This is a genomic window from Streptomyces sp. NPDC028305, from assembly GCF_055569495.1.
In genome coordinates, this window is record NZ_JBVHTN010000006.1 from 340046 (window position 1) to 366066 (window position 26021).

Consider the following 26021-nt stretch of genomic DNA (forward strand, 5'->3'; position numbering starts at 1 on the left):
TTGGACTTCTCCCTGCTCGGTCCCGTGGCCGTGACCACCGGGACCGGAGAGGTCGCGCTGGGCCCGGTCAAGCGGCGCAGCCTGCTGGCCATGCTGCTGCTCCAGCCCAACGCCATCGTCCCCGTCGAACAGCTCATCACCTGTCTGTGGGAGGAGGAGCCGCCCGAACACGCCCGCACCGTCATCCAGGGCCATGTCTCGCGGCTGCGCGCCACGCTCGCCGAGGCGGGCTCCGACGCCTACGGGGTCGAGCTGGTCACCCGCGGCTCCGCCTACCAGCTGCGGATGCCCGAACAGCTCGTCGACAGCCAGCGCTTCTCCGAGCTGCTCTCCCTCGCCCGCCCCGAGGCCGCCCCCGAGGAGGCCGTGGATCTGCTGCGCCAGGCGCTGGACCTGTGGCGCGGCCCGGCGCTCACCGGCACGGTGGCCAGCCCGCCGTTCGCCGCGGCGGCCCACGCCCTGGAAGAGCGGCGGCTGGCCGCCGTCGAGGCGCTGGCGCGCGCCCACGGGGCGCTCGGCCGGTACGAGAAGGCGGCCGACGTACTGCACCCGGTGGCCGTGGCCAACCCGCTGCGGGAAGGGCTCATCGCGGCCCTGATGCTGGCCCTGTACCGCATCGGGCGGCAGTCGGACGCGATCGCCTGGTACCACCGCACCCGGGAGCTCCTCGCCGACGACCTTGGGGTCGACCCGGGGGAGCGGCTGCGCGCCGCGTACCAGGAGATCCTGCGCGCCGCCCCCGCGCCCAACGCCCCGCAGGCCCAGGCCCAGGCCCAGCACCACGGCCAGGGCCGGGACGAGGGCCAGGGGCAGGGGCAGGGCCAGGGCCAGGGGCAGATCCCCGCGCAGGCCGCGGCGGCCCGCCAGGAGCCCGCGCCCGGGCCGCAATTGCTCCCCCGGCCCCCCGCCGGATTCCTCGGCCGCGACCACGAGCTGGCGTATCTCACCCGGCTCACGCTGCCCGCCGCCGAGCCCGCCGACCCGGCCCACGGCCCAGCCCACGGCTCGGCCCACGGCGGGTTCCCCCCGGAGGGCGGCATCACGCTGGTCAGCGGGCCCGCCGGGGTCGGCAAGACGGGCCTGGTCGTGCACTGGGGCCACGCCCACGCGTACGCCTTCCCCGACGGGCGGCTGTTCGCGGATCTGCGTGGGTTCAGCGGCGGCGAGGCGGCGGCGCCCGCCGAGGTGCTGCGCGAATTCCTGCTCGCCTTGGGGCAACCCGCGGACCGTATCCCGCCCTCCCCGGAGGCGGCCGCCGCGCTGTACCGGTCGCTCGTGGCGAACCGCCGCCTGCTGGTCGTGCTCGACAACGCCAGCAGCTCGGCGCAGGTGCGGCCGCTACTGCCCGGCGGGCCCCAGTGCACCACCCTGGTCACCAGCCGCAGCCGGCTCGACGGGCTGATCGCCACCGACGCGGCCCGCCCCGTACGGCTGCACGCGCTCGGGCCCGAGGACGGGGTGGCCCTGCTCGGCGCCCTGCTCGGCCCCGACCGGGTCGCCGAGGACCCGGAGGCCGCGCATGAACTGGTGACCCTGTGCGACGGGCTGCCGCTCGCGCTGCGCGCCGCCTCGGCGCAGCTCCAGGCCCGCCCGCGCTGGCGGCTGGCCCGGCTGGCCACGGCGCTCCGCGACGAGCGGCGGCGGCTCGCGCTGCTGTCGGCGGAGGACGCCGGGGTCGCCGCGGCGCTGCGCAACTCGGCGGCGAGGCTCTCCGCGGACGACGCCCGGCTGCTGCGGACCCTGGGCACCGGCTTCGCCCGGGAGGTCAACACCGCGGAGGCCGCGGCGCTGGCCGGGGCGGACCCGGAGCTGATCCAGGACGGCCTGGAGCGGCTGGCGGAGATGCATCTGCTGGACGAGGAGGCCACCAACCGCTACGTGATGAGCGACCTGGTGAAGCTCTTCGCCCAGGACAGCGAGGACCGGCGGGACGGCGAGGGCAAGGGGTGAGAAAAGGGCGTTAGCGGGACGTTAGGCGTTCGGCAGCCGGGCGGCAGTGGCGCGGCAGCCGAACGCCAGCGGGGGACGACAGGCTTGAGCCGTACCGAGAAACCGAAACGGAAAACGGCCAAGTCCCACTGGGGGGGAACCCACCATGTCGATCACCGCCCGCGTCTCCCGCCGCGCCCGCACCCTGCGTCTCGCCGCCGCCGGCCTGACCGCCGCCGCCGCCCTCACCCTCACCGCCTGCAACAACAGCGAGGGCACCGGCGCCAAGAGCGAGGGCCCGGCGGACAGCTCGGCCTCCGCCCCGGCCGACCAGACGTCCGGCTCCGGCGGGTCCGACGCCACGGGCGGCGCGAGCGACGGGAAGAAGGGCGGCAGCAACGAGCGGGCCGGGTCCTCCGAGGACGGCGCCAAGGGCTCCGGCGGCTCCGGTGGTTCCGACAACTCGGAGCAGGAGATCGGCCCCTGCGACATCAACAAGCTGACGATCGGCGTCAAGAGCGTCCAGCGTCCCGTCAACTACATGGTGCTCGAGGTCAACAACCACGCGGGCGTGGACTGCAACATGCCCGGCTACCCAATCCTGAAGTTCGACGAGGACGCCCAGGCCCCCATCCCGGTGTACGAGGACTCCAAGCCGCAGGCCGTCGTCACCCTCGCCCCCGGGGAGACCGCGTACGCCGGGATCCGCACTTCCTCCGCCGACGGCTCGGGCCAGAACGGCTACAAGGCCACCTCCCTGGAGGTCTTCCTCGAAGGCTCCGACGACTCCAAGTCCGTCGAACTGCCGGGCGGCTCCGTCTACATCGACGAAACCGCCAAGGTGACGTACTGGCAGAGCGACCTGACCAACGCCCTCGACTGACGCCCCTTCGAGCCCCGGCCCACAGACCCGGGGAGCCGACTCCCCCCGGCTTCCCGCCCCGACGGCCCCGCCGCTGCCCTGCGGCGGGGCCGTCGGCTTTCCGGGCAGGGGCGTCACCACAGGATCGGGCAGGGGATGGTCGGCCGGATCCGGTTCGCGCTGCATGCGACCACGTGGACGGAGGCGAACCCGGTCCCCCGCAGGTACCAGCCGCCGACGACGTCTCCGCCCCAGCTGAGCCGGTCGTCGGCGGCCGTGAACCGTTCGGCTTGCCGTGCGGGGTCCTTGTCGTGGTCGGTCATGAAGGCGGGGGTCAGGTCGGTGACCTGGTCTTGGTACCAGGCTGAGGCTTTCTCCGGCTCCTGGAAGGTGGCTTTGATCATTCTGGCGGGGCGCAGCAGCCAGTGCGGTACCTCCAGGGGTGGTACGTCGCTGGCCATGAAGGCGGGGCTGGCGGCGGCGATCTGTTTCCACTCGTGGGGGGTGATGTCGTGGACGACGAGGTGTGGTGGTCGGCGTGTGGATTCGTCGTCGTAGGTGCGGCGTTCTCCGGTCCAGCGGTAGCAGTGCCAGTGTGACGCTGTCATGAGGGTGGCTCCGGTGTGGTGGGGAGCGGCCCCGCCCCGGCGGGGGCGGTCTGAGGGCGGGGCCGCGGTCTGGCTAGTGCGCGTACTGGCGTCCGTCGTCGGAGTCGCCGGGTGTCTGGCCGCCGGGTGTCGGGGCGTCGGTGTCCGGCATGGTGTCGCCGCTTTCCGGGTCGTGGCGGGTGGCGTGCTGTAATCGCATGGGCTGCTCCTGTGAGTTCAGGCGTGCAGGGGTGTCCTCGCGCGGTTGCGCGGTGCTCGTCCCGGCCACTGGCCTGCAAGCGGGGGCCGGGGCGAGGCGTTTGGGCGGGCTACGCCATCGAGGGCTGGATTTGTGGTGAGTTTGAGACGGCGACACGCCGAAGCGACGGCGTGTCGCTGTCTCAAACTCACCGCAAAGTCACTGGCAGCGGCCCGCCGGTCTAGGTGGCGTCTGCCTTCAGGGCCTCGATGGGCGGGGTCTGGTGGCAGCCGCAGTCACAGCGGACGGTGAAGATGAGCGCGCCCCGGGTCGCGGGCGGTACGGGCGCCGCCCTTACCTCGCCCGGTCCCTTGCAGAATGCGTGGATCTCGGCGGGCGTGGTGTCGGGCTCGGCGGTGTACATGGCGCAGTACGGGGACAGGCGTCGGGGACCGGCTGGGACGGTCATGCCGTCGTCTGCCTCTCGCGCTGCAAGGTGACCAGCACCTCGTACAGGTCGGCGTCGGGGTGTGGCCGTCGACGGTTGCAGTCCGGGCACAGGTGGCGCAGGCAGCCGGGCCCGGAGGCGGACGCGCGCAGCACGGTGATCGGCTCGCGGGTGGGTTTGTCGCAGCGGTAGCAGTACTCCGTCACCGGGCGGCCTCCTCGCGGGGCCCGAGCGCTTCGCGGGTCGCGGTCTGAAGCGCGGTGAGGAGGGCCGCCGGATCGGTCAGGTGGCAGTCGTATCGGGGCGGTACGCGCCAGTGGACGCCAGGCCCCGTCGTACGAGCTGCGGGAGGCACCTCGATGTAGGCGGTCGCGCCCCACACCTGGACAGAGGGCAGCAGGCTCATGTCCCACTGGGCGGCTGAGCCGGGCGCGATCAGCCAGTAGAGGACCCTGTCGAAGGGATTCTCGATGGCCCCGCCCGTCGCCTCGCCCAGCAGGTCGAGGGTGCGTTTGCCGATGCCGATCGAGAGGGGAACGCGCACGACATCCCACGATCGGCCAGCGGGCTGCAACTCCGTGTTACGGCCGCTTGGTGGTGCCCACGATCCGAAGTTGAGAGGGTCAGCATCCATTGGGCGCGCCTTGGTCGCGGCAAGCACCCGCAAGGGCTCGGCCATGGTCGGAGTTGTCCCATCTGCCTGGTCGGTGTGGACAGGTAGATGGTTCTCCGCGGACAGGGCCGCAAGTGACCCACCGAGGGTCAGTCAGGGTCACTCGCCGGCGTGACACCATTCCGCGAAGTTGCTGAGGCTCGCCGCATCGCCACGCCGCAGCCGGCGGAGCGTGGCGATGTCCTCGCGCACCCACGGATGGTCGCGGGTGTGCTGTGGAGCGATGTGCCGGGCGGCCTTCAACGACTCGTACGCATCGCCGGCCAACCCCGACCACAGCTGGGCGCGAGCCAGATCGATATGGAACCCGCTCCGGCGCTCGGCAGGCAGAGAACGCGACGGGGCCCAATCGTTGGCGACGGCGAGGGCTCGGCGCGCATGGTCCCCACCCAGGCTGACGGCAACGGAGACTTCATGGATGCGGACGCTGTCCGGCCCGAACGCTGTGCCCTGGTAGACGTCCTCAGGTACGGCGTCCCCCAGGCGCAAAGCCTCCGCGAGGTGGTGATCCGCAGCCTCCACAAGTCTGGCTCGTCCAGCGATAACAGCGGCTCGCATGTGCAAGGCGCCCAGGGCAGCGATCGCCGTAGCGCCTTGACCAGTGGGTGCGTTGTCGATCGCGGTGTGCAGCGCGCGCAGCCCGGGGACGTGCGCGCGGGCAGCGAAAAAGGTCTCGGTGCGGACGTAGGCGACGGTCGCGTCCAACAGAGGGTCTGAAGCGTGTGGAACCGCCCACCGCATCAGGTCCACCAGGCGCGCGGACAGATCGCGGGCGCCGCACTTGTACGCCACGGCGTCAGCGGTTCGCAGCGCGGAAACCAGCAGGCTCGCGGTCTCGGCGCGTTCTTTGGCCAGGGCGAGATGAAAGGCGCGGGTCAGCTCGCCGATGAGGGAAGGAAGATGACGGGCGATCCGTACGTATTGGGCAGCAAGGCGCCAAGTCACTGCCTCGTCTACTGCGGTACGCAGCTCGGCCAGTGGCCGGACTGGCCCGTCGTCTGGGGCGTCATACGCGGCGATGACGGCTGACAAAGACGGCATTGCGGCGTGAACGCGCGCGTCCGCCCGGTCCCGGCTCCCCAGCAAGCGAGAGGTGTCGACACCGATCGCAGCCGCTAATGCCTCCACGACACCGTCGCCGGCGCCCCGAGCACCCCGCTCGATCTTCCGTAGGGTGCCGACATGGACCCCGGCCGCGTCGGCCAGCTCCTGCTGCGTCATACGGGCGATGCGGCGGTGGTAGGCCACGCGTTTGCCGAATGCGCGGGCGTTCTCAGTCGGCATGCTGGTACTCCGTTCGGTGCGTCCACTCCGAACGGTAGCGAGCGGCCCTATATGTACGCGGCCGCTTGCCTCATGTGGCGGTGAGTTGTACGAGGTCAAGCAGCGAGTCGATCTGCCAGTCCGCGGCGGCCGCCTCCGCCGTGCCGGACCACAGATGGCCCCAGGGACCACGGCGCAGATGCGCGGCACGCAGGCCCGCGGCCTTCGCCGGCTGCGTGTCGTTCGCGGGGTGATCGCCTACGTACACGGTCTCGCTGGGCGCGGTTCCCGCAAGGTCCAGAACGCGGGCGAAGAAGCGCGGGTCGGGTTTGGCGATCCCCCACTCTCCCGAGGTGGCGATCTCTTCAGCGGGCAGCTTGAGGTTCCGCAGCAGGACACCGGCGCGCGCCGTCTGGTTGCCCGCGATGACGACGCGTATGCCCGCCTCGCGAAGAGCGGCAAGGGCTGGACGCACATCTGGATAGAGGTCGGACTCGTCGAGGTCTTCGCCGACTCCAGCGGCCTCCATCGCGGTTCGCTCGGCCGCGATGTCGATGCCGGGCCGGATGAGTCGCAGGGCTTCGGCGTTGTCGTGTCCCTGAGCGACCACCGCGCCGACGAGGGCGGAGAGGGTATGACGGGGGATGCCCAGCCAGTCAGCCCACGCCCCCCAAACGCGGTCGTCTCGGATCAAGGTCTCGCCGACGTCGAAGACCACTGCGCGGATCATGCGTGCAGCCTAGAACAGGGGCAGAACGGGTGAGTGCCACCACGTTCGGGCGAGCGGAACGGCCGTCGGCTTCCTTGGGATGCCGACCTGCGTCAGCGTCCTCAAACACCGGCACACCTGGGCGCCGAGCCCAGCCGCGCCGGTCGTCATCCGCCGCCGGGCGCTCCGTTGTCGCCGTCGCAGGCGGCGCGCGCGGTCAGAACCTCGTCCAACGCGCGGCCGGCGCGGGCTGCGAGTGGTGGCCGTCACGGGCACGGCGGACGAGGAGCTGGTGCGGGGCTGGGCGCGGAGTGGTTCGTCGCGCGGGACGCCCTGGGCACCCTCCCCCTCGATCACGCCCAGGAAGCCCACCGCCGCGTGGCGGTGGGCTTCCTGCGCGGGCGTCTGGTGCTCACGCCCTGACGAGCGTCAGGGAGTCTCGTCCTCGTCCATCCCCGCGAGCACCAGCGGCAGCCTGGTCGCGCCGCCGTCGGTGACCCGGACCGGGACGCCCCAGTCCTGCTGGTGCACATGGCAGGCCGGGTACTCGTTCAGTGGGTCGTCGTCGCAGGAGGCGGCCATCGCGGAGACGTGCAGCACGCCCTCGGTGACCCCGTCCGCCAGCACCAGCTCGCGGTTCAGGTCCGTACCGGCCCCCTCGCCCTCGGCCAGCAGCTCGGGCGGGGTGGAGCTGACCAGCAGGCGTGTGGACGGGCCGTAGCGGGTGTCGAGCTTCTGCCCGGCAGGGGCCTGGAAGACCACGTCGAGCCGCAGCGTCCCCGGGGCGATGTCGGTGGCGGCGCGCTGGGTACGGTGCGCCACGGCCTCGACCCGCACGGCCTCCTCGGGCAGCCGCAGCCGGGTCAGCCGGTGCCGCGCCGACTCGATGACCACGATGTCGCCGTCCACCAGCACCGCGCCGGACGGCTCCCGCAGGTCCGTGGCGAGCGTGCTGACCTCGCCGGAGGCCGGGTCGAAGCGGCGCAGCGCGTGGTTGTAGGTGTCCGAGACGGCGACCGAGCCGTCGGGCAGCGCGGTCACGCCGAGCGGGTGCTGAAACAGCGCCTGATCGGCGGCGCCGTCGCGGTGGCCGAAGTCGAACAGCCCGGTGCCCACGGCCGTACGCACCACAAAGCCGTCCTGGCCGTCTCGCTCGACGTACCGCACCGCCGAGGTCTCGGAGTCCGCGATCCACAGCCGGTCGGCGGTCGCGGCCAGCCCGGACGGCTGGGCGAACCACGCCTCGGCGGCCTCCCCGTCGACCAGCCCCTCGTTCGTCGTCCCGGCGGCCGCGCGGACCGTCGCGTCCGCCGGGTCGTACGTCCACAGCTGGTGGACGCCCGCCATGGCGATCCACAGCCGGTCGGCGAACCACGCCACGTCCCACGGCGAGGACAGGTCGACCTCGCGCGCGGGCCCGGCGGCCGGGGATCCCTGCCACCACTGGCGCCCGGTCCCGGCGACGGTCCGCACCTCGCCGGTCGCCAGGTCCAGGGAGCGCAGCGCGTGGTTGACCGTGTCGGCGACGATCACCGTGCCGTCCGGCAGCAGCGCCAGCCCCTGCGGCTCGCTGAACCGCGCGTGGTCGGCGGGCCCGTCGACCAGCCCGCGCTCGCCCGCGACGCCGATCCGGCGCACCACGCTCTCGCCGTCCGCCGCCAGCTCCACCAGCTGGTGCCGTGTGGTGTCCGAGACCAGGAAGGTGCCGCCGGGCAGCAGCAGCGCCTTGCCAGGGAAGCGCAGCTCGGTGGCGACCGGCTCCGGCGGCACATACGGGCCGTCGCCGCGCCGCAGCGTGCCCTTCGCGGCGTGCTCGGCCTCCAGCTCGGCCACCAGCTTCTCCAGGGCGTGCGCATGCCCCTCGCCCGCGTGCTGGGCGACCACATACCCCTCGGGGTCGACGACGACCAGCGTCGGCCAGGCCCGCACCGCGTACTGCTTCCAGGTGGCCAGCTCCGGGTCGTCGAGCACGGGGTGATGCACCTCATAGCGCTCGACGGCGTCGACGACCGCCTGGTGCTCGGCCTCGTGGACGAACTTCGGCGAGTGCACACCGACGATCACGACGGTGTCGCGGTGCTTCTCCTCCAGCTCGCGCAGCTCGTCCAGGACGTGGAGGCAGTTCACACAGCAGAACGTCCAAAAGTCCAAGATCAGTATCTTGCCTCGGAAGTCCGCCAGGGACAGTTCCTCGGCGCCGGTGTTGATCCAGGTACGTCCTTGCAGCTCAGGGGCGCGGACACGGGCTCGCTTGCTCATGACGTCAAGAGTGCCACTCGTGTGCCCGTGGGCGCCCCCCGCCCCTGGTCCGGGGGGGGGGGGGGCCGCCGGCGCGGGACGGGCTCAGCAGCAGCGCATCTCCGCCCGGGCCTTGCTGAAGTCCCCCGCCGCGAACGCCTTCGCCGGGATCGTGAAGTACATCGTCCCGGCGTCACCCCAGCCCCAGCCGAGGTCCCCGTTCTCCGGGAGCTGGAGCAGATGGACGGCCGGGCCGTCGTCGTCGCGGTGGGTCACCCAGAACGCGTACGAGGTGTCGGGCCAGCCAAAGGCGCAGTGGCTGCCGGAGGTGTTCCCGTCGAGGTCGCCCATCGCGTCGAGGATGAGCGATGCCGCGCCCCAGTGCTCGTCCCGGTCGAACTCGACGTCGTCGTCCTCGACGTCCCAGGAGTCCGGGAGCATGGTGACCTCGGCCGCGTGGACGGGGGTGGCCGGATAGCTCCTCGCCGGTGCGGGTGCGGTGGTCTCGACCGCCCGTGCCGGATCGGCGGGAATGACGCGGCATGCCTCGGGCCCGTCGTCCAGCCTCGAGTACTGCTCGTACGGCAGGTCGGGATCGAGAGAGAAGAAGTTGAGCAGGCCCGGCCGCGTCGGCAGATGGTCCCCGAGCCAGGGGGCGAGGGCGTCGGTGTCGAGGACGGCGTGCAAGGAGAGCGGGATGCCCTCGACCTCGGGCCAGGGGGTGCCCGGTTCGAGCAGGGCGGGGCCGCCGAGCCGGCAGCGGCCGGTGGCCCGGGCGCCGTCCGTCGGAGGGTCGAGCAGGAAGCCGCGGCGGGCCATGGCCGCGAACTGTCGGCCGGCCTTCTCGCCGAGCCGTTCGGCGCACTCTCGGCGCATGTCGTCAGCGTCGTCGAATCGCATGCAGGGATGTTCCCAACTCCCCCTGACAATCGGCACGGAGGAGGCTGTCCGACCCGGCCTGAACTGCGCAGACGGGTCCGGACTGTCTCGGACGGCCCAGTCGTTGCCGGACACCCTCGCGCCCCAGCAGCCTCCCGTTCACGCCCCGAGTCAGGGGTCCCGCCAAGGAGGTTGTGATGAGCGAGCACATACGGACCGCCCGGCGCCGTGCCGAGGCGTCAGGAGCGGCCCACGCCAAGCCGCGCGCCGCGCGGGGAGGGCCGCTCGCCGCCGTGGGCCGGGCGGCGGTGCGCACCGGCGCCCTGGCGGTGCTCGCCGTCCTCGCGATCCTCGCGGGCGCGCTGCTGGCCGTGCACGGGCCGGGCGACCGGGCCGCCGCGCAGTCGCCTTCCCCGTCCCGGCAGGTGACGCTGGCTCCGCCGACCGAGGCGAAGGCCCCGGCGCAGCAGCCGAAAGAGCAGCCGAAGGAGCGGAAGGACGACCGGCCGGGCACCGCCCCGCCGACGAAGGTGGTGGTGCTGGTCTCCGGCGACACGCTGTACGGCCTGGCCGAGCAGAACCACACCACCGTCAAGAAGCTCCAGCACCTGAACGGGCTCGGCAGCTCGACCCTCATCTACGCCGGCGACACCCTGAACCTGCCCGGGACGGTCGCGGGGGACGCCGTCGAGCGGCCGGCGCCGTCCGACGGCGAGCGCGGCACCGACGACAGCGGCAGGAAGCACACCGAGAAGCAGCCCAAGAAGCCGGCCAAGAAGCAGCCCGCGAAACCCGCAAAGAAGCGACCCGCGCAGCACACCGACGGCCGGGCCGCGAAGGCCGTCGCCTACGCCCGCGCCCAGCTCGGCCAGGCCTACGTCTGGGGCGGCACCGGCCCCCGCGGCTACGACTGCTCGGGGCTGACCATGCGGGCCTGGCAGGCCGCCGGGGTCCAGCTCCCCCGCACCACCTGGAAGCAGCGATACGCCGGGAAGGAGACCACCCGGGCCGAACTGCGCCCCGGCGACCTGGTGCTGTCCAACGGCGACGGCCACATCGCCCTCTACATCGGCGGCGGCAAGGTCATCCACGCCCCGCGCCCCGGTAGCACCGTCCAGGTGGCCCCGCTGCCGGAGCCCGGAAAGGTCACCGGCTACCGCCATATCGCCAACTGAGGCGGCACCCCACGGTTTTCACCCGACCCGTCCGGTTTCATCCGGATCTGTGGCGGCGGGGCGCGCACCTTACCACCGCTCTCAGCGGTCGAGCGGCCGATCCGGGCCTACGATCAGACCCGAAAGCACTCCCGGGGTGCTCGTGCGCAGCGTAACTTAAACGCACACACAAGCACCCAGCCCGCGTACGAACCGCCCGAGGGGTCCCGTGACCGTCCATCCCAGCCTGCAGACTTCCATCGACGCCTGGACCCATTCCGTCGAAGCGATATTCGAGTTGGTGAATCCGCTCGTCGAGGGGGAGTGGAACCGGGCCACCGAGTGCCCAGGATGGTCGGTGCGCGACGTGGTCTCGCATGTCATCGGCCTCGAGACCGAGATGCTCGGCGATCCGCGCCCGATCCACTCGCTGCCGCGCGACCTGTACCACGTCACCAGCGAGCACGCGCGCTATATGGAGGTCCAGGTCGACGTACGGCGCTGCCACACCGCGCCGGAGATGACCTCCGAGCTGGACTACACCATCATCCGCCGCAGTCGGCAGCTGCGGAACGAGAAGCGCCAGCCGGACCACATGGTGCGCTGGCCCGGCGGGGGCGAGGTGGCCCTGGAGAAGGCCCTGCTCGGGCGGGTCTTCGACGTATGGGTGCATGAGCAGGATCTGCGACGGGCGCTTGGCCGGCCGGGCAATCTGGACTCGCCGGGCGCGATCATCGTCCGGGACCGTCTGCTGGCCGCGCTTCCGAAGGTGGTCGCCGACGACGCGGGCGCGGCGCCCGGCTCGGCGGTGGTCTTCGACGTCAGCGGCCCGCTGGAGTTCATGCGGACGGTGCGGGTCAGCGCAGAGGGCCGGGCCACCATCGACGGCAGCGTCTCGCTCGGGCCGACCGTGACGCTGACCCTGGACTGGGAGACGTATCTGCGCCTGGCCTGCGGGCGGGTGCGGCCGGAGGCGGTCTCCGACAAGCTGAAGATCGAGGGCGACCAGCAGCTGGCCGAGGCGATCCTGACCCACTTCGCGGTCACGGCCTGAGGCGTCCCGAGGCCACCGCACGGGCCTCAGGACGGTTACGGCCCCAGGGGGTTCAGCGGGTCACGCCGGTACGTGCACCGCCTCGACGCGGCTCGCGACGACGCGCTCGCGCTCCCGGCGGTGTGCCCGCCCGCGCAGCCGCAGCACCTGCGTGATGCCGAGGGCCTGGAGGACGAACACGGAGGCGAAGGCGATGCGGTAGTTGTTCCCGGTCGCGTCCAGCAGCACGCCGATGGCCAGCAGGGTGGTCATCGACGCGGTGAAGCCGCCCATGTTGACGATGCCGGAGGCGGTGCCGAGCCGCTCGGGCGGGTTGGCGGGCCGGGCGAAGTCGAAGCCGATCATCGAGGCGGGCCCGCAGGCGCCGAGCACGGCGCACAGCGCGATCAGCAGCCACATGGGCGCGTGGTCGCCGGGCCAGGCCAGCACGGCGCCCCACAGCAGCGCGGTGGCCGCGACGGTGCCGAGGGCGAGCGGCGCGCGGGCGGCGTGGTGCCGGGCGATGACCTGTCCGTAGACCAGGCCGACCGCCATGTTGGAGAGCACCACCAGGGTCAGCAGCTCGCCGGCGGAGGCGCGGGAGAGCCCCTCGGCCTCGACCAGGAAGGGCAGCCCCCACAGCAGCAGGAAGACCATCGCGGGGAACTGGGTGGTGAAGTGCACCCACATGCCGAGCCGGGTGCCGGGCTCGCGCCAGGCCGCCGCGATCTGCCGGCGGACGAAGCCGGCGCCGGAGTGGGTGGACGGGACGGGCTCGTGCCCTTCCGGGTGGTCCTTCAGGAAGGCCACCACCAGGACCAGGACGACCACGCCGCCGATCGCGCTGCCCGCGAAGGTCGGGGTCCAGCCGATGCCGTGCAGCGCCTGCGCGATCACCAGCGTCGAGATCAGGTTGCCCGCCATCCCGAACAACGCGGCGACCTGCGCGATCAGCGGCCCGCGGCGGGCCGGGAACCAGCGCGAGCCCAGCCGCAGCACGCTGATGAACGTCATGGCGTCGCCGCAGCCGAGCAGCGCGCGGGAGGCCAGCGCGAAGCCGTACGAGTGGGAGAGCGCGAAGCCGAGCTGGCCGGTGGTGAACAGCACGACGCCGAGCGCGAGCACCTTCTTGGTGCCGAGCCGGTCGACCATCAGGCCGACGGGTATCTGCATGCCCGCGTAGACGAGCACCTGGAGGATCGAGAACGTCGACAGCGCCGAGGCGTTGATGTGGAACCGCTCGGCGGCGTCCAGGCCGGCCACGCCCAGGCTGGTGCGGTAGGTGATGGCCATGAAGTAGACGGCGACCCCGATGCCCCAGACGGCGGCGGCCCGCCGTCCGCCGGGCGGATCGCCGGGCAGTCTGAGGTCGCTCACCGCACCTCACCCCGGGCGAGGTTGTTCACCCAGCTGATGTGGCGCTCGACCAGCTTGGCGGCGGCGGTGGCGTCGCCGGAGCGCAGGGCGGTCAGGATCTCGGTGTGCTCGGTGATGTTCTTGGCGATGCGGCCGGGCTCGGCGTGCATGGTGGCCACGCCCATCCGCAGCTGGCGGTCCCTCAGCTGGTCGTACAGATGGGCCAGGATGCCGTTCCCCGCGGCCCGTACGATCTCGGCGTGGAAGCACCGGTCGGCGACCGCGAAGGCGTTCAGGTCCCCGGCGGCCGCGTGCTCCTTCTGCTCCTCCAGCAGTTCCTCCAGCCGGGCGATCAGCCTCTGCCCGGCCGGGACGACCTTGGCGACGGCGTGCCGCTCGACCAGCAGCCGGGTCTCGACGACGTCCGCGATCTCCTGCGCGGACACGGGCAGCACCAGGGCGCCCTTCTTGGGGTAGAGCTTGAGCAGCCCCTCGACCTCGAGCCGGAGCAGGGCCTCGCGCACGGGCGTGCGCGAGACGCCGACGGCCTCGGCGAGATCGCCCTCGGTCAGCAGCGTGCCGCCCTCGTAGCGGCGGTCGAGGACGGCTTGCTTGACATGCGCGTAGACGCGTTCGGCGGCGGGGGGCTGTTTGGTGGTCGGGCCGGCAGGGACGGGAGCGGGAGGCATGCGCACATCATAGATACAACACGTATGCGTGGCAGGAGGCCGTCCGGGATACGAGACATCGTTCACGCCGACGGGTGCACGCCGACGGCCCGGCCGCGCGAGGCAGCCGGGCCGTAGAGGCTGTAGGGGCTGTAGGGGCCGCAGGGGCCGGAGGTCAGCCCCAGGTGATGAGCCGCTTGGGGTGCTCCAGGATGGCCGCGACGTCCGCGAGCACCTTGGAGCCCAGCTCGCCGTCGATCATCCGGTGGTCGAAGGACAGCGCGAGGGTGGTCACCTGGCGCGGCTTGACCTTGCCCTTGTGGACCCACGGCTGGAGCTTGACCGCGCCGAAGGCGAGGATCGCGGACTCTCCGGGGTTGAGGATCGGGGTGCCGGTGTCGATGCCGAAGACGCCGACGTTGGTGATGGTGACCGTGCCGCCGGACATCGCCGCCGGGCTGGTCCGGCCCTCGCGGGCGGTGGCGACAAGCTCGCCAAGAGCGGACGCCAGTTCGGGCAGGGTCAGCGAGCCCGCGTCCTTGATGTTGGGGACGATCAGCCCCCGGGGCGTGGCGGCCGCGATGCCGAGGTTGACGTAGTCCTTGTAGACGATCTCCTGGGCGCCCTCGTCCCAGGCCGCGTTGGCGTCCGGGTTGCGCCGGATCGCCACCAGGAAGGCCTTGGCGACCAGCAGCAGCGGGTTCACCCGCAGCCCGGCCAGGTCCGGGTCCTGCTTGAGGTCGGCGACCAGCTTCATCGTGCGGGTGACGTCCACGGTGACGAACTCGGTCACGTGGGGGGCCGTGAAGGCGCTGCTGACCATCGCCTGGGCGGTGGCCTTCCGTACGCCCTTGATCGGCACCCGGCGCTCCCGGCCGACGACGGAGGCAGGGGCCGCCTCCGCCACGGCCGCTGCGGGCTCCGCCACGGGCTCGGCCACCGCGGCGGGCGCGGGGGCCGCGGCCGCGTGGACGTCCTCGCGGGTGATGGTGCCGTCGGGGCCGGTCGGTGTGACCGCCGCCAGGTCGATGCCCAGGTCCTTGGCGAGCTTGCGGACCGGGGGCTTGGCCAGCGGGCGCGCGGCCCTGCCGTGGCCGTTCAGCTCCGCCTGAGACGGCGCGACGGCGGGGGCGGGCGCCGGTGCGGAGGCCGCCGGTGCGGGGGCCGCCGGTGCGGGTGCGGGGGTCGGGGTGGGGAGCGGCTGGGCCGGGACGCCCTGGGCGGGCGCCGCCTCCAGGCCGGGCCGCGGCTTGCGCGGGCGGCGCTTGGTCGACGAGGGCGCGGCGCCGTAGCCGACCAGATTGGCCTGGCGGCCCTCTGGCTCGGCAGCCGCCTCGGCGGCCTGGGCGGTCTCGGCGGACCGGGCGGGTTCGGCGGGGGCCGCGGCGGGCGGCGCGGGCGCGTCCCCGTCGCCCGGCCGGGTGTCCACCGCGATGATCACGGTGCCCACGTCCACCGTGGTGCCCTCGCCGAAGCGCAGCTCGTGCACCACCCCGTCGAACGGAATGGGCAGCTCGACCGCCGCCTTCGCGGTCTCGACCTCACAGACCACCTGGCCGTCGGCGACCGTGTCACCCGGCGCCACGTACCACTTGAGGATCTCCGCCTCGGTGAGTCCCTCGCCCACGTCGGGCATCTTGAACTCACGGAAGCGCTGATCGGTTGCAGCCATGGTCACGACTCTCCTCAAGCCCTTCAGTACGCCAACGCGCGGTCAACGGCGTCGAGCACCCGGTCGAGGCCCGGGAGGTATTCGTCCTCCAGCCGCGACGGCGGGTACGGGGCGTGGAAACCGCCGACCCGCAGCACCGGGGCCTCAAGCTGATAGAAGCACCTCTCGGTGATCCGTGCGGCGATCTCCGCGCCAGTTCCCAAAAAGACCGGTGCCTCGTGGACGACGACCAGCCGGCCGGTCTTCTCGACGGAACGCTGAAGGGTGTCGAAGTCGATCGGCGACATCGACCGCAGGTCCACGACCTCGAGCGACTTGCCCTCCTCGGCGGCCGCGCCGGCGGCGTCGAGCGCGACCTTGACCATGGGTCCGTACGCGGCGAGGGTCAGATCGGTGCCGGCCCGGGCCACCCGGGCGATGTGCAGCGGGTCGGGGATCGCCGCGGTGTCGACCTCGGACTTGTCGTGGTAGCGGCGCTTCGGCTCGAAGTAGATCACCGGGTCGTCGCTGCCGATGGCCTGCTGGAGCATCCAGTAGGCGTCGGAGGCGTTGGAGGGCGAGACCACCTTCAACCCGGCGACATGCGCGAACAGCGCCTCCGGCGACTCGCTGTGGTGCTCGACCGCGCCGATGCCGCCGCCGTACGGAATGCGGATGACGACCGGCATCTTGACCTTGCCCAGCGAGCGCGCGTGCATCTTGGCGAGCTGCGTGACGATCTGGTCGTACGCCGGGAAGACGAACCCGTCGAACTGGATCTCCACCACCGGGCGGTAGCCGCGCAGCGCAAGCCCGATCGCGGTGCCGACGATGCCGGACTCGGCGAGCGGGGTGTCGATGACCCGGTCCTCGCCGAAGTCCTTCTGGAGGCCGTCGGTGACACGGAAGACCCCGCCGAGCTTGCCGACGTCCTCACCCATGATCAGGACCTTGGGGTCGTTCTCGAGCGCCGTGCGCAGCGATGCGTTGATCGCCTTGGAGAGCGACATCTTCTGGGCGGCCATCTCAGTTGCCCTCCTCGGCGGAAGCGAACGAAGCCTGGTACTCGGCGAACTGCGCGCGCTCCTCGTCGACCAGCGGGTGCCCGTCGGCGTAGATGTGCTCGAAGAGCGCCATGTCGTCGGGGTCCGGCATGGCCCGTACCGCGTCGCGCACCCGCTTGGCGAGCGCGTCGCTCTCCTCCTCGAGCTCGGCGAAGAAGGCGTCGTCCGCCAGGCCCTGCGCGGTCAGGTGGGTGCGCAGCCGCAGGATCGGGTCCTTGGTCTCCCACAGCTCGCGCTCCTCGGCCCGGCGGTAGCGGGTCGGGTCGTCGGAGGTGGTGTGGGCGCCCATCCGGTAGGTGAACGCCTCGATGAGCATGGGGCCCTGGCCGGTGCGGGCGCGCTCCAGCGCGGCCTTGGTGACCGCGAGACAGGCCAGCACGTCGTTGCCGTCGACCCGGACGCCCGGGAAGCCGTAGCCCTGGGCGCGCTGGTAGAGGGGGACGCGGGTCTGCCGCTCGGTGGGCTCGGAGATGGCCCACTGGTTGTTCTGGCAGAAGAACACCACCGGGGCGTTGTAGACCGCGGCGAAGGTGAACGCCTCGGCGACGTCGCCCTGGCTGGAGGCCCCGTCCCCGAAGTAGGCCAGGACCGCGGTGTCCGCGCCGTCCTTGGCCACGCCCATCGCGTAGCCCGTCGCGTGCAGCGTCTGCGAGCCGATGACGATGGTGTAGAGGTGGAAGTTGTTGCTGTTGGGGTCCCAGCCGCCGTGGTTCACGCCGCGGAACATGCCCAGCAGATTCACCGGGTCCACGCCGCGGCACCAGGCCACGCCGTGCTCGCGGTAGGTGGGGAAGACGTAGTCGTCGTCCTGAAGGGCCCGGCCGGAGCCGATCTGGGCGGCCTCCTGGCCCAGCAGCGAGGCCCACAGACCCAGCTCGCCCTGGCGCTGGAGGGTGGTGGCCTCGCCGTCGAAGCGCCGGCTCAGCACCATGTCCCGGTACAGGGCACGCAGCTCTTCGGGCGTGGGGTCCAGGGAGTACTCGGGGTGTTCGACCCGCTCACCCTCGGGGGTCAGCAGCTGGACGAGCTCGGGCTGGTCGGCCGCTCGCCGCTTCGCGCTGGTGCGCTTGGCTCCGCTTCGGCGCGGTTTGCGCGCTGAAGTGCTCTCCACGGTCACGTGTACTCCTCCGTCTGTCCGGCCCCCGGGGTCCGCCGGCGGCCAGTTGCGGCTCGCTCGCTCGGCGACAGCGCACGGGGTGGGTGCGCCGAAGACCGACCGGGCGTGACAGGTATCCCGGCGGCTGGCCCTGCAAAGGGCACGTTACCCAGTGGGTAGCATCTCTGCGAAACCCCTCCTGACCTGCAATTTTGCTTGGATTTCCAAGTAAATCGCGCAGAAGTGGAACAACCACTGGTCACAGCCCCGCAGCCCGTCGGAACAACCGCACGTTATCTCTCAGGACAACGGCGCGGAAAGACATGGAAAGACGCAAGAAGACTCGGTGTGTGAGACTGGATTCGTGCGCGAAGAAGGAAAAATCACCATTTTCCTGCTCGACGACCATGAAATCCTACGACGCGGTGTTCATGAGCTCCTCTCGGGTGAGCCGGACATGGCGGTGGTCGGCGAGGCGGGCACCGTGGCCGAGGCCCTCGCCCGGATCCCCGACGCGCACCCCGATGTCGCCCTGCTGGATCTCCGGCTGCCGGACGGCAGCGGCGTCGAGGTCTGCCGGGAGGTCCGCGCCCACCACCCGGAGGTGCGGTGCCTGATGCTCTCCTCCTTCGCCGACGACACCGCCCTCATCGACGCGATCATGGCGGGCGCCTACGGGTACGTCCTCAAGGACATCGGAAGCGACGAACTGCTCGCCGCCGTACGGGACGTGGCGGCGGGCCGCTCCCTGCTCGACCCGGCCGCCACGGCCCGCATGCTGGAGCGGGTGCGCGCGGGCGGGGGTGCGGGGCTGAGTACGGGCACGGGCACGGGCACGGGCATGGCCGCGGCCCGGCTCGGTGACGACCTGAGCGCCGACCTCACCGACCAGGAGCGCCGGATCCTGGTGCTGATCGGGGAGGGGCTGACCAACCGCGCGATCGGCGAGCGGCTGCATCTCGCCGAGAAGACGATCAAGAACTATGTCTCCGGGGTGCTGGCCAAGCTCGGCATGGAGCGCCGCTCGCAGGCCGCCGCCTATGTGGCCCGGTTCCAGGCCCGGACACAGGCTCCGGCACAGGCCCCGTCACAGACCGCGCCGCAGGCCCCTTCGCAGGCCCCTTCACAGGCCCCTTCACAAGCCCCGGCCGAGGCCCGGAAGACCCAGCCGCAGAAGCACTGACCGCACGCCCGCGTCAACTCGCGCCGTGGCCAACGCGTTCGTTGATCTAACATCTGGCGCGTGTCGCGCTCACATGTAACCTCCGCCGAGACCGCTCCCGACGGGGAAACCCTGAGCGCGCTGTTACGCCGCTACGACCGCACCGGCGAGGCGGTGTCCTGCGAGCGCGTCGCCGAGGGCCTGCTCAACCGCGGCTACCGGCTGGCCACCACCCGCGGCCGGTTCTTCCTCAAGCACCACCTGGACGGGGACCACGCCGCCATCGCCCGCCAGCACCGGGTGACCCAGCTGCTGGAGACCCTGGGGGTGCCCGTCGCCCCGCCCGTCCCCGACGCCGACGGCCGCACCGTCGTGGTCATCGGCGGCCGCTGCTACGCCCTGCACCCCTGGGTCGACGGGCGGCACCGCGTCGGCGGCGAGCTGACGCCCGTCCAGTCCTGGCGGCTGGGCGGGCTGCTCGGGCTCGTCCACACCTGTCTGGAGGAGGTCGTGGAGGCCCGCGCCGCCGACCGGCAGCCCCCCGAGTCCTCCGCCGACCCCGAGTACACCTTCACCCTCATCGACCGGCTGCTCGTCCTCGCCCGCGGCAGCCGCCGGCACGACAGCTTCGACGGGCTGGCCGAGCACCGCCTGATCGAACGGCGCGCCCTGCTGGAGCGGCACGCGCACCGCCGCCCGGAGGCCGACGCCATCCCGGCCACCGGCTGGGTCCACGGCGACTTCCACCCGCTGAACCTGCTCTACCGCGACACGGAACCGGCCGCGATCGTCGACTGGGACCGGCTCGGGGTGCAGCCCCGTGCCGAGGAGGCGGTCCGCGCCGCCGCGATCTTCTTCGTACGGCCGGACGGCCCGCTGGAGCTGGACAAGGTGCGGCCGTACGCGCGCGCGTACCGCTGCGAGACGGGCGCCGGGGCCGCCGAGATGGCGGCGGCAGTGCACCGGGTGTGGTGGGAGCGGCTCAACGACTTCTGGATGCTGCGCTGGCGCTACCAGGACGGGGACCGGCGCGCCGATCCGCTGTTCCCCGCGGCGGCGGCCCTGGCGGTGTGGTGGACGCGGGAGTACGAGGCGGTCCGCGACGCCTTCTGCGGCTGAGCGGCGCCCGCCGGGGTGCGGCGGGCGCGGCGAGCGCGGCGGACCCTGCCGGGCGGTCTCCGGTCAGCCCACCCCGACCCCGCCGGTGGCCGGGTCGGTGGTCCCGGGGTCGGTCGGGTCGCTCGACGGCGGGGTGGTCGTCGGGGTGGTCTCCTGGCCGTCGCCCGGGGTGGTCTCGGTGTCGGTCGGGTCGGTGGAGGGCGCGTCGGTCTCCGTGTCCGGCGGGGGCGTGGTGGCGCTCTCGCTGTACGAGGGCGACGCGGGCTCCGTAGGACCGGTGTAGCCGCCCGTGTCCCCGGAGGTCTCGGTGGGCCCGCTCGACGTCGTCGCCTCGTCCGACGGCTCCTCGGTCGGCTTCTTCGTGGGCGTCTGGCTGGTCGACGTCTCGGTCTTGCCCGGCCCCTTCTTGTTGTCGTCGCCGCCCTGGTTTATCGCGAAGGCGACACCGACCGCGATGGCGATCACCGCGAGCACGGCCAACAGCCACATCCGGCCACGGCCGCCGCGTCCGGAACCGTCGTCGTAGCCACCGTCGTAGCCGCCGTCGTCGCGGCGACCGCCCGGAAGGATCGGCTGCTGGCTGGTGTCGCCGTGCCCCGGGTGCGGCATGGCGGTCGTGCCGGCCATGCCCATGGCGCCGGTGGAGCCGCCGAGGTGCTGGGTGACCGGGCCGGTGCTCCAGGTGCCGGTGTGGCCGCCCGCCTCGGTCAGCATCTGGAGGGCGTACTGGATCAGACCGCGCATCTCCTCGGCGCTCTGGAAGCGGTCGTCCGGGTCCTTGGCCAGCGAGCGCATCACGAGCCCGTCGAGCTCCGGCGCCACCGCGCCCCCGGAGATCTCCGACGGCGGCACCGGCATGTCCTGAACATGCTGGTAGACCACCGAGAGCGGGGTCTCGCCGACGAACGGCGGGCGCAGCGCGAGCAGCTCATAGAGCAGACAGCCCGTGGCGTAGAGGTCGGAGCGGTGATCGACGGCCTTGCCGAGCGCCTGCTCCGGCGAGAGGTACTGCGGGGTGCCCATGACCATGCCGGTCTGGGTCATGGTGGAGGCGGCCCCGTGCAGGGCGCGGGCGATGCCGAAGTCCATCACCTTGACGGCGCCGCTGTGGGTGATGATCACGTTCGCCGGCTTGATGTCGCGGTGCACGATGCCGTGCTGGTGGCTGTAGGCCAGTGCCTCCAGCACCCCCGAGACGATGATCAGCGCCTGGTCCGCGGGCGGCGCCTCGGCGCTCACCAGGAGATCGCGGATCGTACGGCCCTCGACCAGTTCCATGACGATGTACGGCACGGTGCTCTGAATGGACCCGGGCTGCCCGACGATGTCCTCGCCGGAGTCGTAGACCGCGACGACGGCGTGGTGGTTGAGCCCGGCGACCGACTGGGCCTCGCGGGTGAAGCGGGCCTTGGAGACCGGGTCCTCCGCCAGGTCGGCGCGGAGCAGCTTCACCGCGACCGTACGGCCGAGCCGCACGTCCTCCGCCGCGAACACCTCGGCCATGCCACCGCGGCCGAGCCGGCTGGTGAGTCGGTAGCGGCCGTCGCCGACCAGGCCGCCGTTACCCCACGCCTCGGGTGAGTCCGGCATTCCGGCCCCGGTGGCGTCAGGTTCGGAGGGCCCCTGGGCGCTCTGGGTCTGTGCCATCGGTCCTCGCCGTCTGATCTGGGTGGGGGTCTCATCGCGATCGCCCCGCTCGCGGGCGGTACGGTTTGCTGCTAGAGCACGCTACAGGGTTCGTGCCGCGCACCGGTTCGTGATGGACCGGCCATCAAACCTGCTGTAGGTGAGGCCAGGCAAATCGCGTGACGGGTTCTTGCACATCCGGTCACGGAACGGGCACGCCGCTTGACGTGTCCGTGGCCTGGGGCAGACTGGGCCGGGGTATCGAGTCAAAGAAGATCATCAGTGGGTCGGAACGTGCGCGTCAAGCTAGTGAGTGCGCCGAGGGGGACGTAAGAAATGAGCCAGCAGGGCGCACCGGGCCGGTACGAGGGGAAATCGCTCGCGGGCGGCCGCTATCAGCTGCGGGACCTGCTCGGCGAGGGCGGTATGGCCTCCGTCCACCTGGCCTACGACAGCGTTCTCGACCGCCAGGTCGCGATCAAGACCCTGCACACCGAACTGGGCCGTGAGCAGTCCTTCCGCGAGCGCTTCCGCCGCGAGGCCCAGGCCGTCGCCAAGCTGACCCACACCAACATCGTCTCGGTCTTCGACACCGGCGAGGACACGATCGACGGCTCCGTGATGCCGTACATCGTCATGGAGTACGTGGAGGGCCAGCCGCTGCGCTCCGTGCTCGACGCCGATGCCCGGCAGTACGGCGCGATGCCCACGGAAAAAGCGCTGAAAATCACCGCTGACGTGCTGGCCGCGCTGGAGATCAGCCACGAGATGGGGCTGGTCCACCGCGACATCAAGCCCGGTAACGTGATGATGACCAAGCGTAATGTGGTCAAAGTCATGGACTTCGGCATCGCCCGCGCCATGCAGTCCGGCGTGACCTCCATGACCCAGACCGGCATGGTCGTCGGCACCCCGCAGTACCTCTCGCCCGAGCAGGCCCTCGGCCGCGGCGTGGACGCCCGCAGCGACCTCTACTCGGTCGGCATCATGCTCTTCGAGCTGCTGACGGGCCGGCTGCCGTTCGACGCGGACTCGCCGCTCGCCATCGCGTACGCGCACGTCCAGGAGGAGCCGGTCGCGCCCTCCACGATCAACCAGTCCATTCCCCCGGCGGTGGACGCGCTGGTCGCCCGCGCGCTGAAGAAGAACCCGAACGAGCGGTTCCCCAACGCCGAGGCGATGCGCGACGAGTGCGCCCGGGTCTCCCGCACCGGACAGACCGGCGCAAACCCGATCATCATCAGCGGTGGCCCGCCGGCCCGCAGCGGCTCCGGCGTGGGCTCGGCCGTCTTCCCGCCGATCGACCAGCACACCCCCGGCCCGGGCATGGGGAGCGTCCAGACCCCGTACCAGCCGCAGTCCTCCGGCGGGTTCGGCGGCTTCGGCCCCTCCACCCCGCCGCCGCCCAGCCAGCCGATGGCGCAGGGGGGCTACAGCACCCCGGCCCCGGCCCCGGCGCAGACCCCGCCCCCCGCGCCGTACGCGCAGGGCGGCGCCCAAACCCCGCCGCCGTACACCGTCTCGCCCGCCTCGGCCCCGTCCTCGGGCGGCGGCCAGGGCGGCGACAACGGCAACAAGCGCGTGATCATCGGCTCGGCGGTCGTCGCGGCGATCGCGGTCGTCGCGGTGGTCCTGGTCATCGCGCTCAGCGGGGGCGGCGGCGGATCCGACGACCAGCAGGCGCGCGACGACGGCAAGGACACCAAGTCCGCCTCGTCGTCCGCGCCCCCGTCCGGATTCCGCGAGGGCGACAAGACCAAGGTCATCGACCCGGAGAAGTGCACCGACGCCTCGGAGGCCTACGACCAGAAGGGCGCCTACAACGTGCCCGACTTCCAGAACCTCTACATCGACTCGGTGAAGAAGTGCATCCGGGCCGCGGGCTGGAAGTACAACGTGGTCACGGAAGACGAGAACCTGTGGGGCAAGGGCACCGTCCTCAACTACACGTACCGCAACTACGAGCCGTACGACCCGAAGACCGACACCATCGAGCTGACCGTCTCCACGGGGATGCCGGGCTGATCGTGGTCGTCGTCTGATCGTCGTCGTCTGATCGTCGTTTTGGGGAAGGGGCCCGGCATCCGCCGGGCCCCTTCGCCGTCACAGCGCCGTGAACCCCGTCCGCCAGGTCGGGTGCAGCGGCCGCCAGCCGAGCCGGCGGCGGGCGAGGGTGTTGTCGGCCCCCCGCTCCCAGCCCTCCCTGCCGCCGTCCGCGGCGGGGGCGGGCGGCGGCGCGCCCACGGCGGCCGCGAACGCCGGCAGCCACGCGTGGGCCGGGGCCGGTTCGTCGTCCACGATGTTGACGGTGCCGGTCGGCCAGTCCAGCGCCGCCACCGCGGCCCGGGCGGCGTCCTCGACATGGACGAACGAGCCGACCGCGTCGCCCGCCACGGGCAGGCCGACCAGCGCCGCCGCCGGATCCCCCGCCGGATCCCCCGCCGCCTGCTCGCCGCGCAGCGCCGCGTCCAGCGGCCCGCCCCGCGCGTACCAGGTGCCGGGGCCGTAGAACGTCCCGTAGCGCAGCACCACATGCGTCTCGATCTCCGCGGCGGCCTCCTCCAGCGCCCGCAGGCTGTCGACCATCCCGGCCCGCGGCGGCTCCGCTTCCAGGTCGAGCGGGGTGCTTTCGCCGGCCGGGGCGTCACCGGGCGCGTAGGCCCAGGAGATGGACTGGGCGACGATGCGCCTGACCCCGGCGCGCTTGGCGGCGTCGACGAGGTGGCGGGTGCCCTCCCTGCGGATCCGCCCGTTCTCCGCGCGGTCGCCGTTGGCCAGGGCGGTCAGCTGGTGGACGACCGCGTCGGGGGCGGCGTCCGCGACCGCCCGGTGCACGCGGGCAGCGTCGAAGACGTCCACGCGCACGGCCGAGGCCCCCTGCGCGCGCAGCCGCTCCGCCCCCTCCCCGGTGCGCGTAGCGCCGGTGACCTCGTGCCCCGCCGCCACGAGAAGCGGGACGAGACGGCGGCCGACCGCGCCGGTGGCTCCCGCGACGAAGACGCGCATGGTGGTACTACCTCTTTCTGCCTCTTGGGACTGTCGGCCCAGGTGAGAAAGCGGCCGGACCGCTGTCAGGGGACAATCCGGGGGCTCGGCGATGGGCCACTATCGCCCATGGAGGCGGCGGGCCGTTCCCGGGACTCGGGAGTCCCCGGAACGGCCCGCCGTAGTAAAGGTGGCCTATAGGTAGCGGCTTACAGATACGGACCCGAACGCGCACCGCCGTGCTGCGGCCCGCCCTCCCCGTCCTCGCCGCCGAAGCCCGGCGGCAGGGCCCGGCGCATCTGCTCCAGCTGCGCACGCGCCGCCATCTGCTGGGCGAACAGCGTCGTCTGAATGCCGTGGAACAACCCTTCGAGCCAGCCGACCAACTGGGCCTGGGCGATGCGCAGCTCGGCCTCGGTCGGGACCGCCTCGTCGGTGAAGGGGAGCGAGAGGCGTTCCAACTCGCCGATCAGCTCGGGCGCGAGGCCGTCCTCCAGCTCCTTCACCGAGCTGGAGTGGATCTCTTTGAGCCGGACCCGGCTGGCCTCGTCGAGAGGCGCCGCGCGGACCTCCTCCAGGAGCTGCTTGATCATGCTGCCGATGCGCATGACCTTGGCCGGCTGTTCGACCATGTCCGTCACGGGAACCTCGCGCGACTCGTCGTCACCGCCGCTGTCGCCGGGAGCGCTGCCGAGGGCCATGCCGTCCGGACCGACGACCAGGACGTGCGGGCTCTCCTGCGATCGTTCGTTCATCGGCTGGTTCATACCCCCATTGTTCCGCACGTACAGACGTACGGAGGGGGCGGGTGACCAGGATTCGGGCACCGCTCCCCGGGCGGCCGCCGCACCCCTTCCCGGGCGCCCGACCTCGCCGCCACCGGGCTCGCCGCCGCCGGGCTCAGTGGCGGCGCAGCCGCAGGCCCAGGAACGCCAGCCCGAGGCCCAGGCCCATCAGGGCCAGGCCGGTGCCCATCGGCAGCACGCGCAGCGCCCGCCCGGTGGGCACCGCGTCGTTCGGTTCCGCGTCGTACGCGTCCTGTGGCTGCCGCGCGGCGGGGGTGGTCGCCGCGCTGGGCGCGGGCGTCGCGGGGCCGTCCGGCCGACCGGGCCGCCGGGACGGTACGGGCGCGGCCGACGCGGCGGGCGGGACGACGTCGGGCTCCCCGGTGCGCCCCGGGTGCGCCCGGCCCTCCCCGGCGCGGGTCCCGGCCAGCTCGTCGTCGTCGGCGCGCGCCACCGGCGCGGCCACCACCGCCACACCGGCCATCACCAGCACCACCGGCAGCGTGCGCAGCGTACGGAGCTCAGGTCTCACGGC

24 protein-coding genes and 1 pseudogene are annotated in these 26021 nt (G+C 72.3%); 7 read left to right on the forward strand and 18 right to left on the reverse strand.

Annotated features, from left to right (window positions below; translation table 11 throughout):
- Both ACZ4WQ_RS26925 and ACZ4WQ_RS26930 read left to right on the forward strand, forming a co-directional pair.
- Complete coding sequence (locus tag ACZ4WQ_RS26925) at positions 1-1950, forward strand: AfsR/SARP family transcriptional regulator (protein WP_361191152.1); 1950 nt, start codon at positions 1-3, stop codon at positions 1948-1950.
- 145 nt (positions 1951-2095) lie between these two features.
- Positions 2096-2812 carry a DUF4232 domain-containing protein gene (locus ACZ4WQ_RS26930; RefSeq protein WP_385346682.1) on the forward strand — a complete coding sequence of 239 codons (717 nt, stop codon included), beginning with the start codon at positions 2096-2098 and terminating at the stop codon, positions 2810-2812.
- A gap of 113 nt (positions 2813-2925) precedes the next feature.
- On the opposite strand, the gene ACZ4WQ_RS26935 is transcribed toward ACZ4WQ_RS26930, so the two are convergent.
- From ACZ4WQ_RS26935 to ACZ4WQ_RS26975, 9 genes are all read right to left on the reverse strand, one after another.
- A complete protein-coding gene (locus ACZ4WQ_RS26935; protein ID WP_398375691.1) occupies positions 2926-3399 on the reverse strand; it encodes a hypothetical protein in 474 nt (157 codons plus the stop codon).
- A 73-nt stretch (positions 3400-3472) separates the two neighbouring features.
- Positions 3473-3598 carry a hypothetical protein gene (locus ACZ4WQ_RS26940; RefSeq protein WP_385341003.1) on the reverse strand — a complete coding sequence of 42 codons (126 nt, stop codon included), beginning with the start codon at positions 3596-3598 and terminating at the stop codon, positions 3473-3475.
- A 220-nt stretch (positions 3599-3818) separates the two neighbouring features.
- Positions 3819-4046, reverse strand: a complete 228-nt coding sequence (locus ACZ4WQ_RS26945) for a hypothetical protein (protein ID WP_398375690.1) — start codon at positions 4044-4046, stop codon at positions 3819-3821.
- Entirely contained in the window at positions 4043-4231 is a 189-nt protein-coding gene (locus ACZ4WQ_RS26950; protein ID WP_361186014.1) for a hypothetical protein, read from the reverse strand. Before ACZ4WQ_RS26950 ends, ACZ4WQ_RS26945 begins: the two co-directional genes overlap by 4 nt.
- Positions 4228-4569, reverse strand: a complete 342-nt coding sequence (locus tag ACZ4WQ_RS26955) for a hypothetical protein (RefSeq protein WP_398375688.1) — start codon at positions 4567-4569, stop codon at positions 4228-4230. Before ACZ4WQ_RS26955 ends, ACZ4WQ_RS26950 begins: the two co-directional genes overlap by 4 nt.
- A gap of 228 nt (positions 4570-4797) precedes the next feature.
- Positions 4798-5982 (reverse strand): helix-turn-helix domain-containing protein, encoded by a 1185-nt coding sequence (locus tag ACZ4WQ_RS26960; protein WP_468022477.1) that lies wholly within the window; start codon positions 5980-5982, stop codon positions 4798-4800.
- A 70-nt stretch (positions 5983-6052) separates the two neighbouring features.
- On the reverse strand, positions 6053-6691 hold the full coding sequence (locus tag ACZ4WQ_RS26965) for an HAD family hydrolase (RefSeq protein WP_385351120.1): 639 nt from the start codon (positions 6689-6691) through the stop codon (positions 6053-6055).
- 408 nt (positions 6692-7099) lie between these two features.
- Complete coding sequence (locus tag ACZ4WQ_RS26970; protein WP_468022478.1) at positions 7100-8929, reverse strand: NHL domain-containing thioredoxin family protein; 1830 nt, start codon at positions 8927-8929, stop codon at positions 7100-7102.
- Between the two features lie 84 nt (positions 8930-9013).
- Positions 9014-9808 (reverse strand): DUF1963 domain-containing protein, encoded by a 795-nt coding sequence (locus tag ACZ4WQ_RS26975; RefSeq protein WP_385351114.1) that lies wholly within the window; start codon positions 9806-9808, stop codon positions 9014-9016.
- Between the two features lie 176 nt (positions 9809-9984).
- On the opposite strand from ACZ4WQ_RS26975, the gene ACZ4WQ_RS26980 reads away from it, so the two are divergent.
- Positions 9985-10962, forward strand: coding sequence for a C40 family peptidase (locus ACZ4WQ_RS26980; protein WP_468022479.1), 978 nt, complete (start codon positions 9985-9987; stop codon positions 10960-10962).
- Positions 10963-11170: 208 nt separating this feature from the next.
- Positions 11171-11995 (forward strand): maleylpyruvate isomerase family mycothiol-dependent enzyme, encoded by an 825-nt coding sequence (locus ACZ4WQ_RS26985; RefSeq protein WP_311725929.1) that lies wholly within the window; start codon positions 11171-11173, stop codon positions 11993-11995.
- A 60-nt stretch (positions 11996-12055) separates the two neighbouring features.
- Here the strand turns inward: ACZ4WQ_RS26985 and ACZ4WQ_RS26990 are convergent, their stop codons facing one another.
- The 5 genes from ACZ4WQ_RS26990 to pdhA all read right to left on the reverse strand — a co-directional run bounded on the left by ACZ4WQ_RS26990 (position 12056) and on the right by pdhA (position 17830).
- The gene (locus tag ACZ4WQ_RS26990; protein ID WP_311725930.1) at positions 12056-13351 is read right to left on the reverse strand and encodes an MFS transporter; all 1296 of its coding nucleotides are present in this window, start codon (positions 13349-13351) and stop codon (positions 12056-12058) included.
- The gene (locus tag ACZ4WQ_RS26995; protein ID WP_311725931.1) at positions 13348-14019 is read right to left on the reverse strand and encodes a GntR family transcriptional regulator; all 672 of its coding nucleotides are present in this window, start codon (positions 14017-14019) and stop codon (positions 13348-13350) included. Before ACZ4WQ_RS26995 ends, ACZ4WQ_RS26990 begins: the two co-directional genes overlap by 4 nt.
- Positions 14020-14173: 154 nt before the next feature.
- Entirely contained in the window at positions 14174-15670 is a 1497-nt protein-coding gene (locus tag ACZ4WQ_RS27000) for a dihydrolipoamide acetyltransferase family protein (protein WP_468022480.1), read from the reverse strand.
- Between the two features lie 23 nt (positions 15671-15693).
- Complete coding sequence (locus tag ACZ4WQ_RS27005) at positions 15694-16674, reverse strand: alpha-ketoacid dehydrogenase subunit beta (RefSeq protein WP_311725933.1); 981 nt, start codon at positions 16672-16674, stop codon at positions 15694-15696.
- 1 nt (position 16675) lies between these two features.
- On the reverse strand, positions 16676-17830 hold the full coding sequence (pdhA, locus tag ACZ4WQ_RS27010) for a pyruvate dehydrogenase (acetyl-transferring) E1 component subunit alpha (protein WP_311725934.1): 1155 nt from the start codon (positions 17828-17830) through the stop codon (positions 16676-16678).
- Positions 17831-18173: 343 nt separating this feature from the next.
- Between pdhA and ACZ4WQ_RS27015 the strand changes: the two are divergent.
- Positions 18174-18869, forward strand: a pseudogene (locus ACZ4WQ_RS27015) (response regulator); the annotation flags it as partial.
- Between the two features lie 183 nt (positions 18870-19052).
- Positions 19053-20090, forward strand: a complete 1038-nt coding sequence (locus tag ACZ4WQ_RS27020) for a phosphotransferase (RefSeq protein WP_468022481.1) — start codon at positions 19053-19055, stop codon at positions 20088-20090.
- Between the two features lie 63 nt (positions 20091-20153).
- Here the strand turns inward: ACZ4WQ_RS27020 and ACZ4WQ_RS27025 are convergent, their stop codons facing one another.
- Positions 20154-21737 (reverse strand): protein kinase domain-containing protein, encoded by a 1584-nt coding sequence (locus ACZ4WQ_RS27025; protein WP_385351099.1) that lies wholly within the window; start codon positions 21735-21737, stop codon positions 20154-20156.
- A 315-nt stretch (positions 21738-22052) separates the two neighbouring features.
- Here ACZ4WQ_RS27025 and ACZ4WQ_RS27030 point away from each other — a divergent pair, with 315 nt between their 5' ends.
- Positions 22053-23741 carry a protein kinase domain-containing protein gene (locus ACZ4WQ_RS27030; protein ID WP_311725939.1) on the forward strand — a complete coding sequence of 563 codons (1689 nt, stop codon included), beginning with the start codon at positions 22053-22055 and terminating at the stop codon, positions 23739-23741.
- 78 nt (positions 23742-23819) lie between these two features.
- Here the strand turns inward: ACZ4WQ_RS27030 and ACZ4WQ_RS27035 are convergent, their stop codons facing one another.
- From ACZ4WQ_RS27035 to ACZ4WQ_RS27045, 3 genes are all read right to left on the reverse strand, one after another.
- Complete coding sequence (locus tag ACZ4WQ_RS27035) at positions 23820-24722, reverse strand: NAD-dependent epimerase/dehydratase family protein (protein ID WP_361189394.1); 903 nt, start codon at positions 24720-24722, stop codon at positions 23820-23822.
- A 188-nt stretch (positions 24723-24910) separates the two neighbouring features.
- Positions 24911-25468 (reverse strand): bacterial proteasome activator family protein, encoded by a 558-nt coding sequence (locus ACZ4WQ_RS27040; protein ID WP_311725941.1) that lies wholly within the window; start codon positions 25466-25468, stop codon positions 24911-24913.
- Between the two features lie 133 nt (positions 25469-25601).
- Entirely contained in the window at positions 25602-26018 is a 417-nt protein-coding gene (locus tag ACZ4WQ_RS27045; RefSeq protein ID WP_311725942.1) for a hypothetical protein, read from the reverse strand.
- Between the last annotated feature and the right edge of the window lie 3 nt (positions 26019-26021).

Excerpts from the sequence above, each read along its gene's own strand:
- ACZ4WQ_RS26930 (WP_385346682.1), top strand. The coding sequence starts at position 2,096 with ATGTCGATCACCGCCCGCGTCTCCCGCCGCGCCCGCACCCTGCGTCTC.
- ACZ4WQ_RS26935 (WP_398375691.1), bottom strand. The coding sequence starts at position 3,399 with ATGACAGCGTCACACTGGCACTGCTACCGCTGGACCGGAGAACGCCGC.
- ACZ4WQ_RS26940 (WP_385341003.1), bottom strand. The coding sequence starts at position 3,598 with ATGCGATTACAGCACGCCACCCGCCACGACCCGGAAAGCGGCGACACC.
- ACZ4WQ_RS26945 (WP_398375690.1), bottom strand. The coding sequence starts at position 4,046 with ATGACCGTCCCAGCCGGTCCCCGACGCCTGTCCCCGTACTGCGCCATG.
- ACZ4WQ_RS26960 (WP_468022477.1), bottom strand. The coding sequence starts at position 5,982 with ATGCCGACTGAGAACGCCCGCGCATTCGGCAAACGCGTGGCCTACCAC.
- ACZ4WQ_RS26965 (WP_385351120.1), bottom strand. The coding sequence starts at position 6,691 with ATGATCCGCGCAGTGGTCTTCGACGTCGGCGAGACCTTGATCCGAGAC.
- ACZ4WQ_RS26970 (WP_468022478.1), bottom strand. The coding sequence starts at position 8,929 with ATGAGCAAGCGAGCCCGTGTCCGCGCCCCTGAGCTGCAAGGACGTACC.
- ACZ4WQ_RS26975 (WP_385351114.1), bottom strand. The coding sequence starts at position 9,808 with ATGCGATTCGACGACGCTGACGACATGCGCCGAGAGTGCGCCGAACGG.
- ACZ4WQ_RS26980 (WP_468022479.1), top strand. The coding sequence starts at position 9,985 with ATGAGCGAGCACATACGGACCGCCCGGCGCCGTGCCGAGGCGTCAGGA.
- ACZ4WQ_RS26995 (WP_311725931.1), bottom strand. The coding sequence starts at position 14,019 with ATGCCTCCCGCTCCCGTCCCTGCCGGCCCGACCACCAAACAGCCCCCC.
- ACZ4WQ_RS27000 (WP_468022480.1), bottom strand. The coding sequence starts at position 15,670 with ATGGCTGCAACCGATCAGCGCTTCCGTGAGTTCAAGATGCCCGACGTG.
- ACZ4WQ_RS27005 (WP_311725933.1), bottom strand. The coding sequence starts at position 16,674 with ATGGCCGCCCAGAAGATGTCGCTCTCCAAGGCGATCAACGCATCGCTG.
- ACZ4WQ_RS27025 (WP_385351099.1), bottom strand. The coding sequence starts at position 21,737 with ATGGCACAGACCCAGAGCGCCCAGGGGCCCTCCGAACCTGACGCCACC.
- ACZ4WQ_RS27030 (WP_311725939.1), top strand. The coding sequence starts at position 22,053 with ATGAGCCAGCAGGGCGCACCGGGCCGGTACGAGGGGAAATCGCTCGCG.
- ACZ4WQ_RS27035 (WP_361189394.1), bottom strand. The coding sequence starts at position 24,722 with ATGCGCGTCTTCGTCGCGGGAGCCACCGGCGCGGTCGGCCGCCGTCTC.
- ACZ4WQ_RS27040 (WP_311725941.1), bottom strand. The coding sequence starts at position 25,468 with ATGAACCAGCCGATGAACGAACGATCGCAGGAGAGCCCGCACGTCCTG.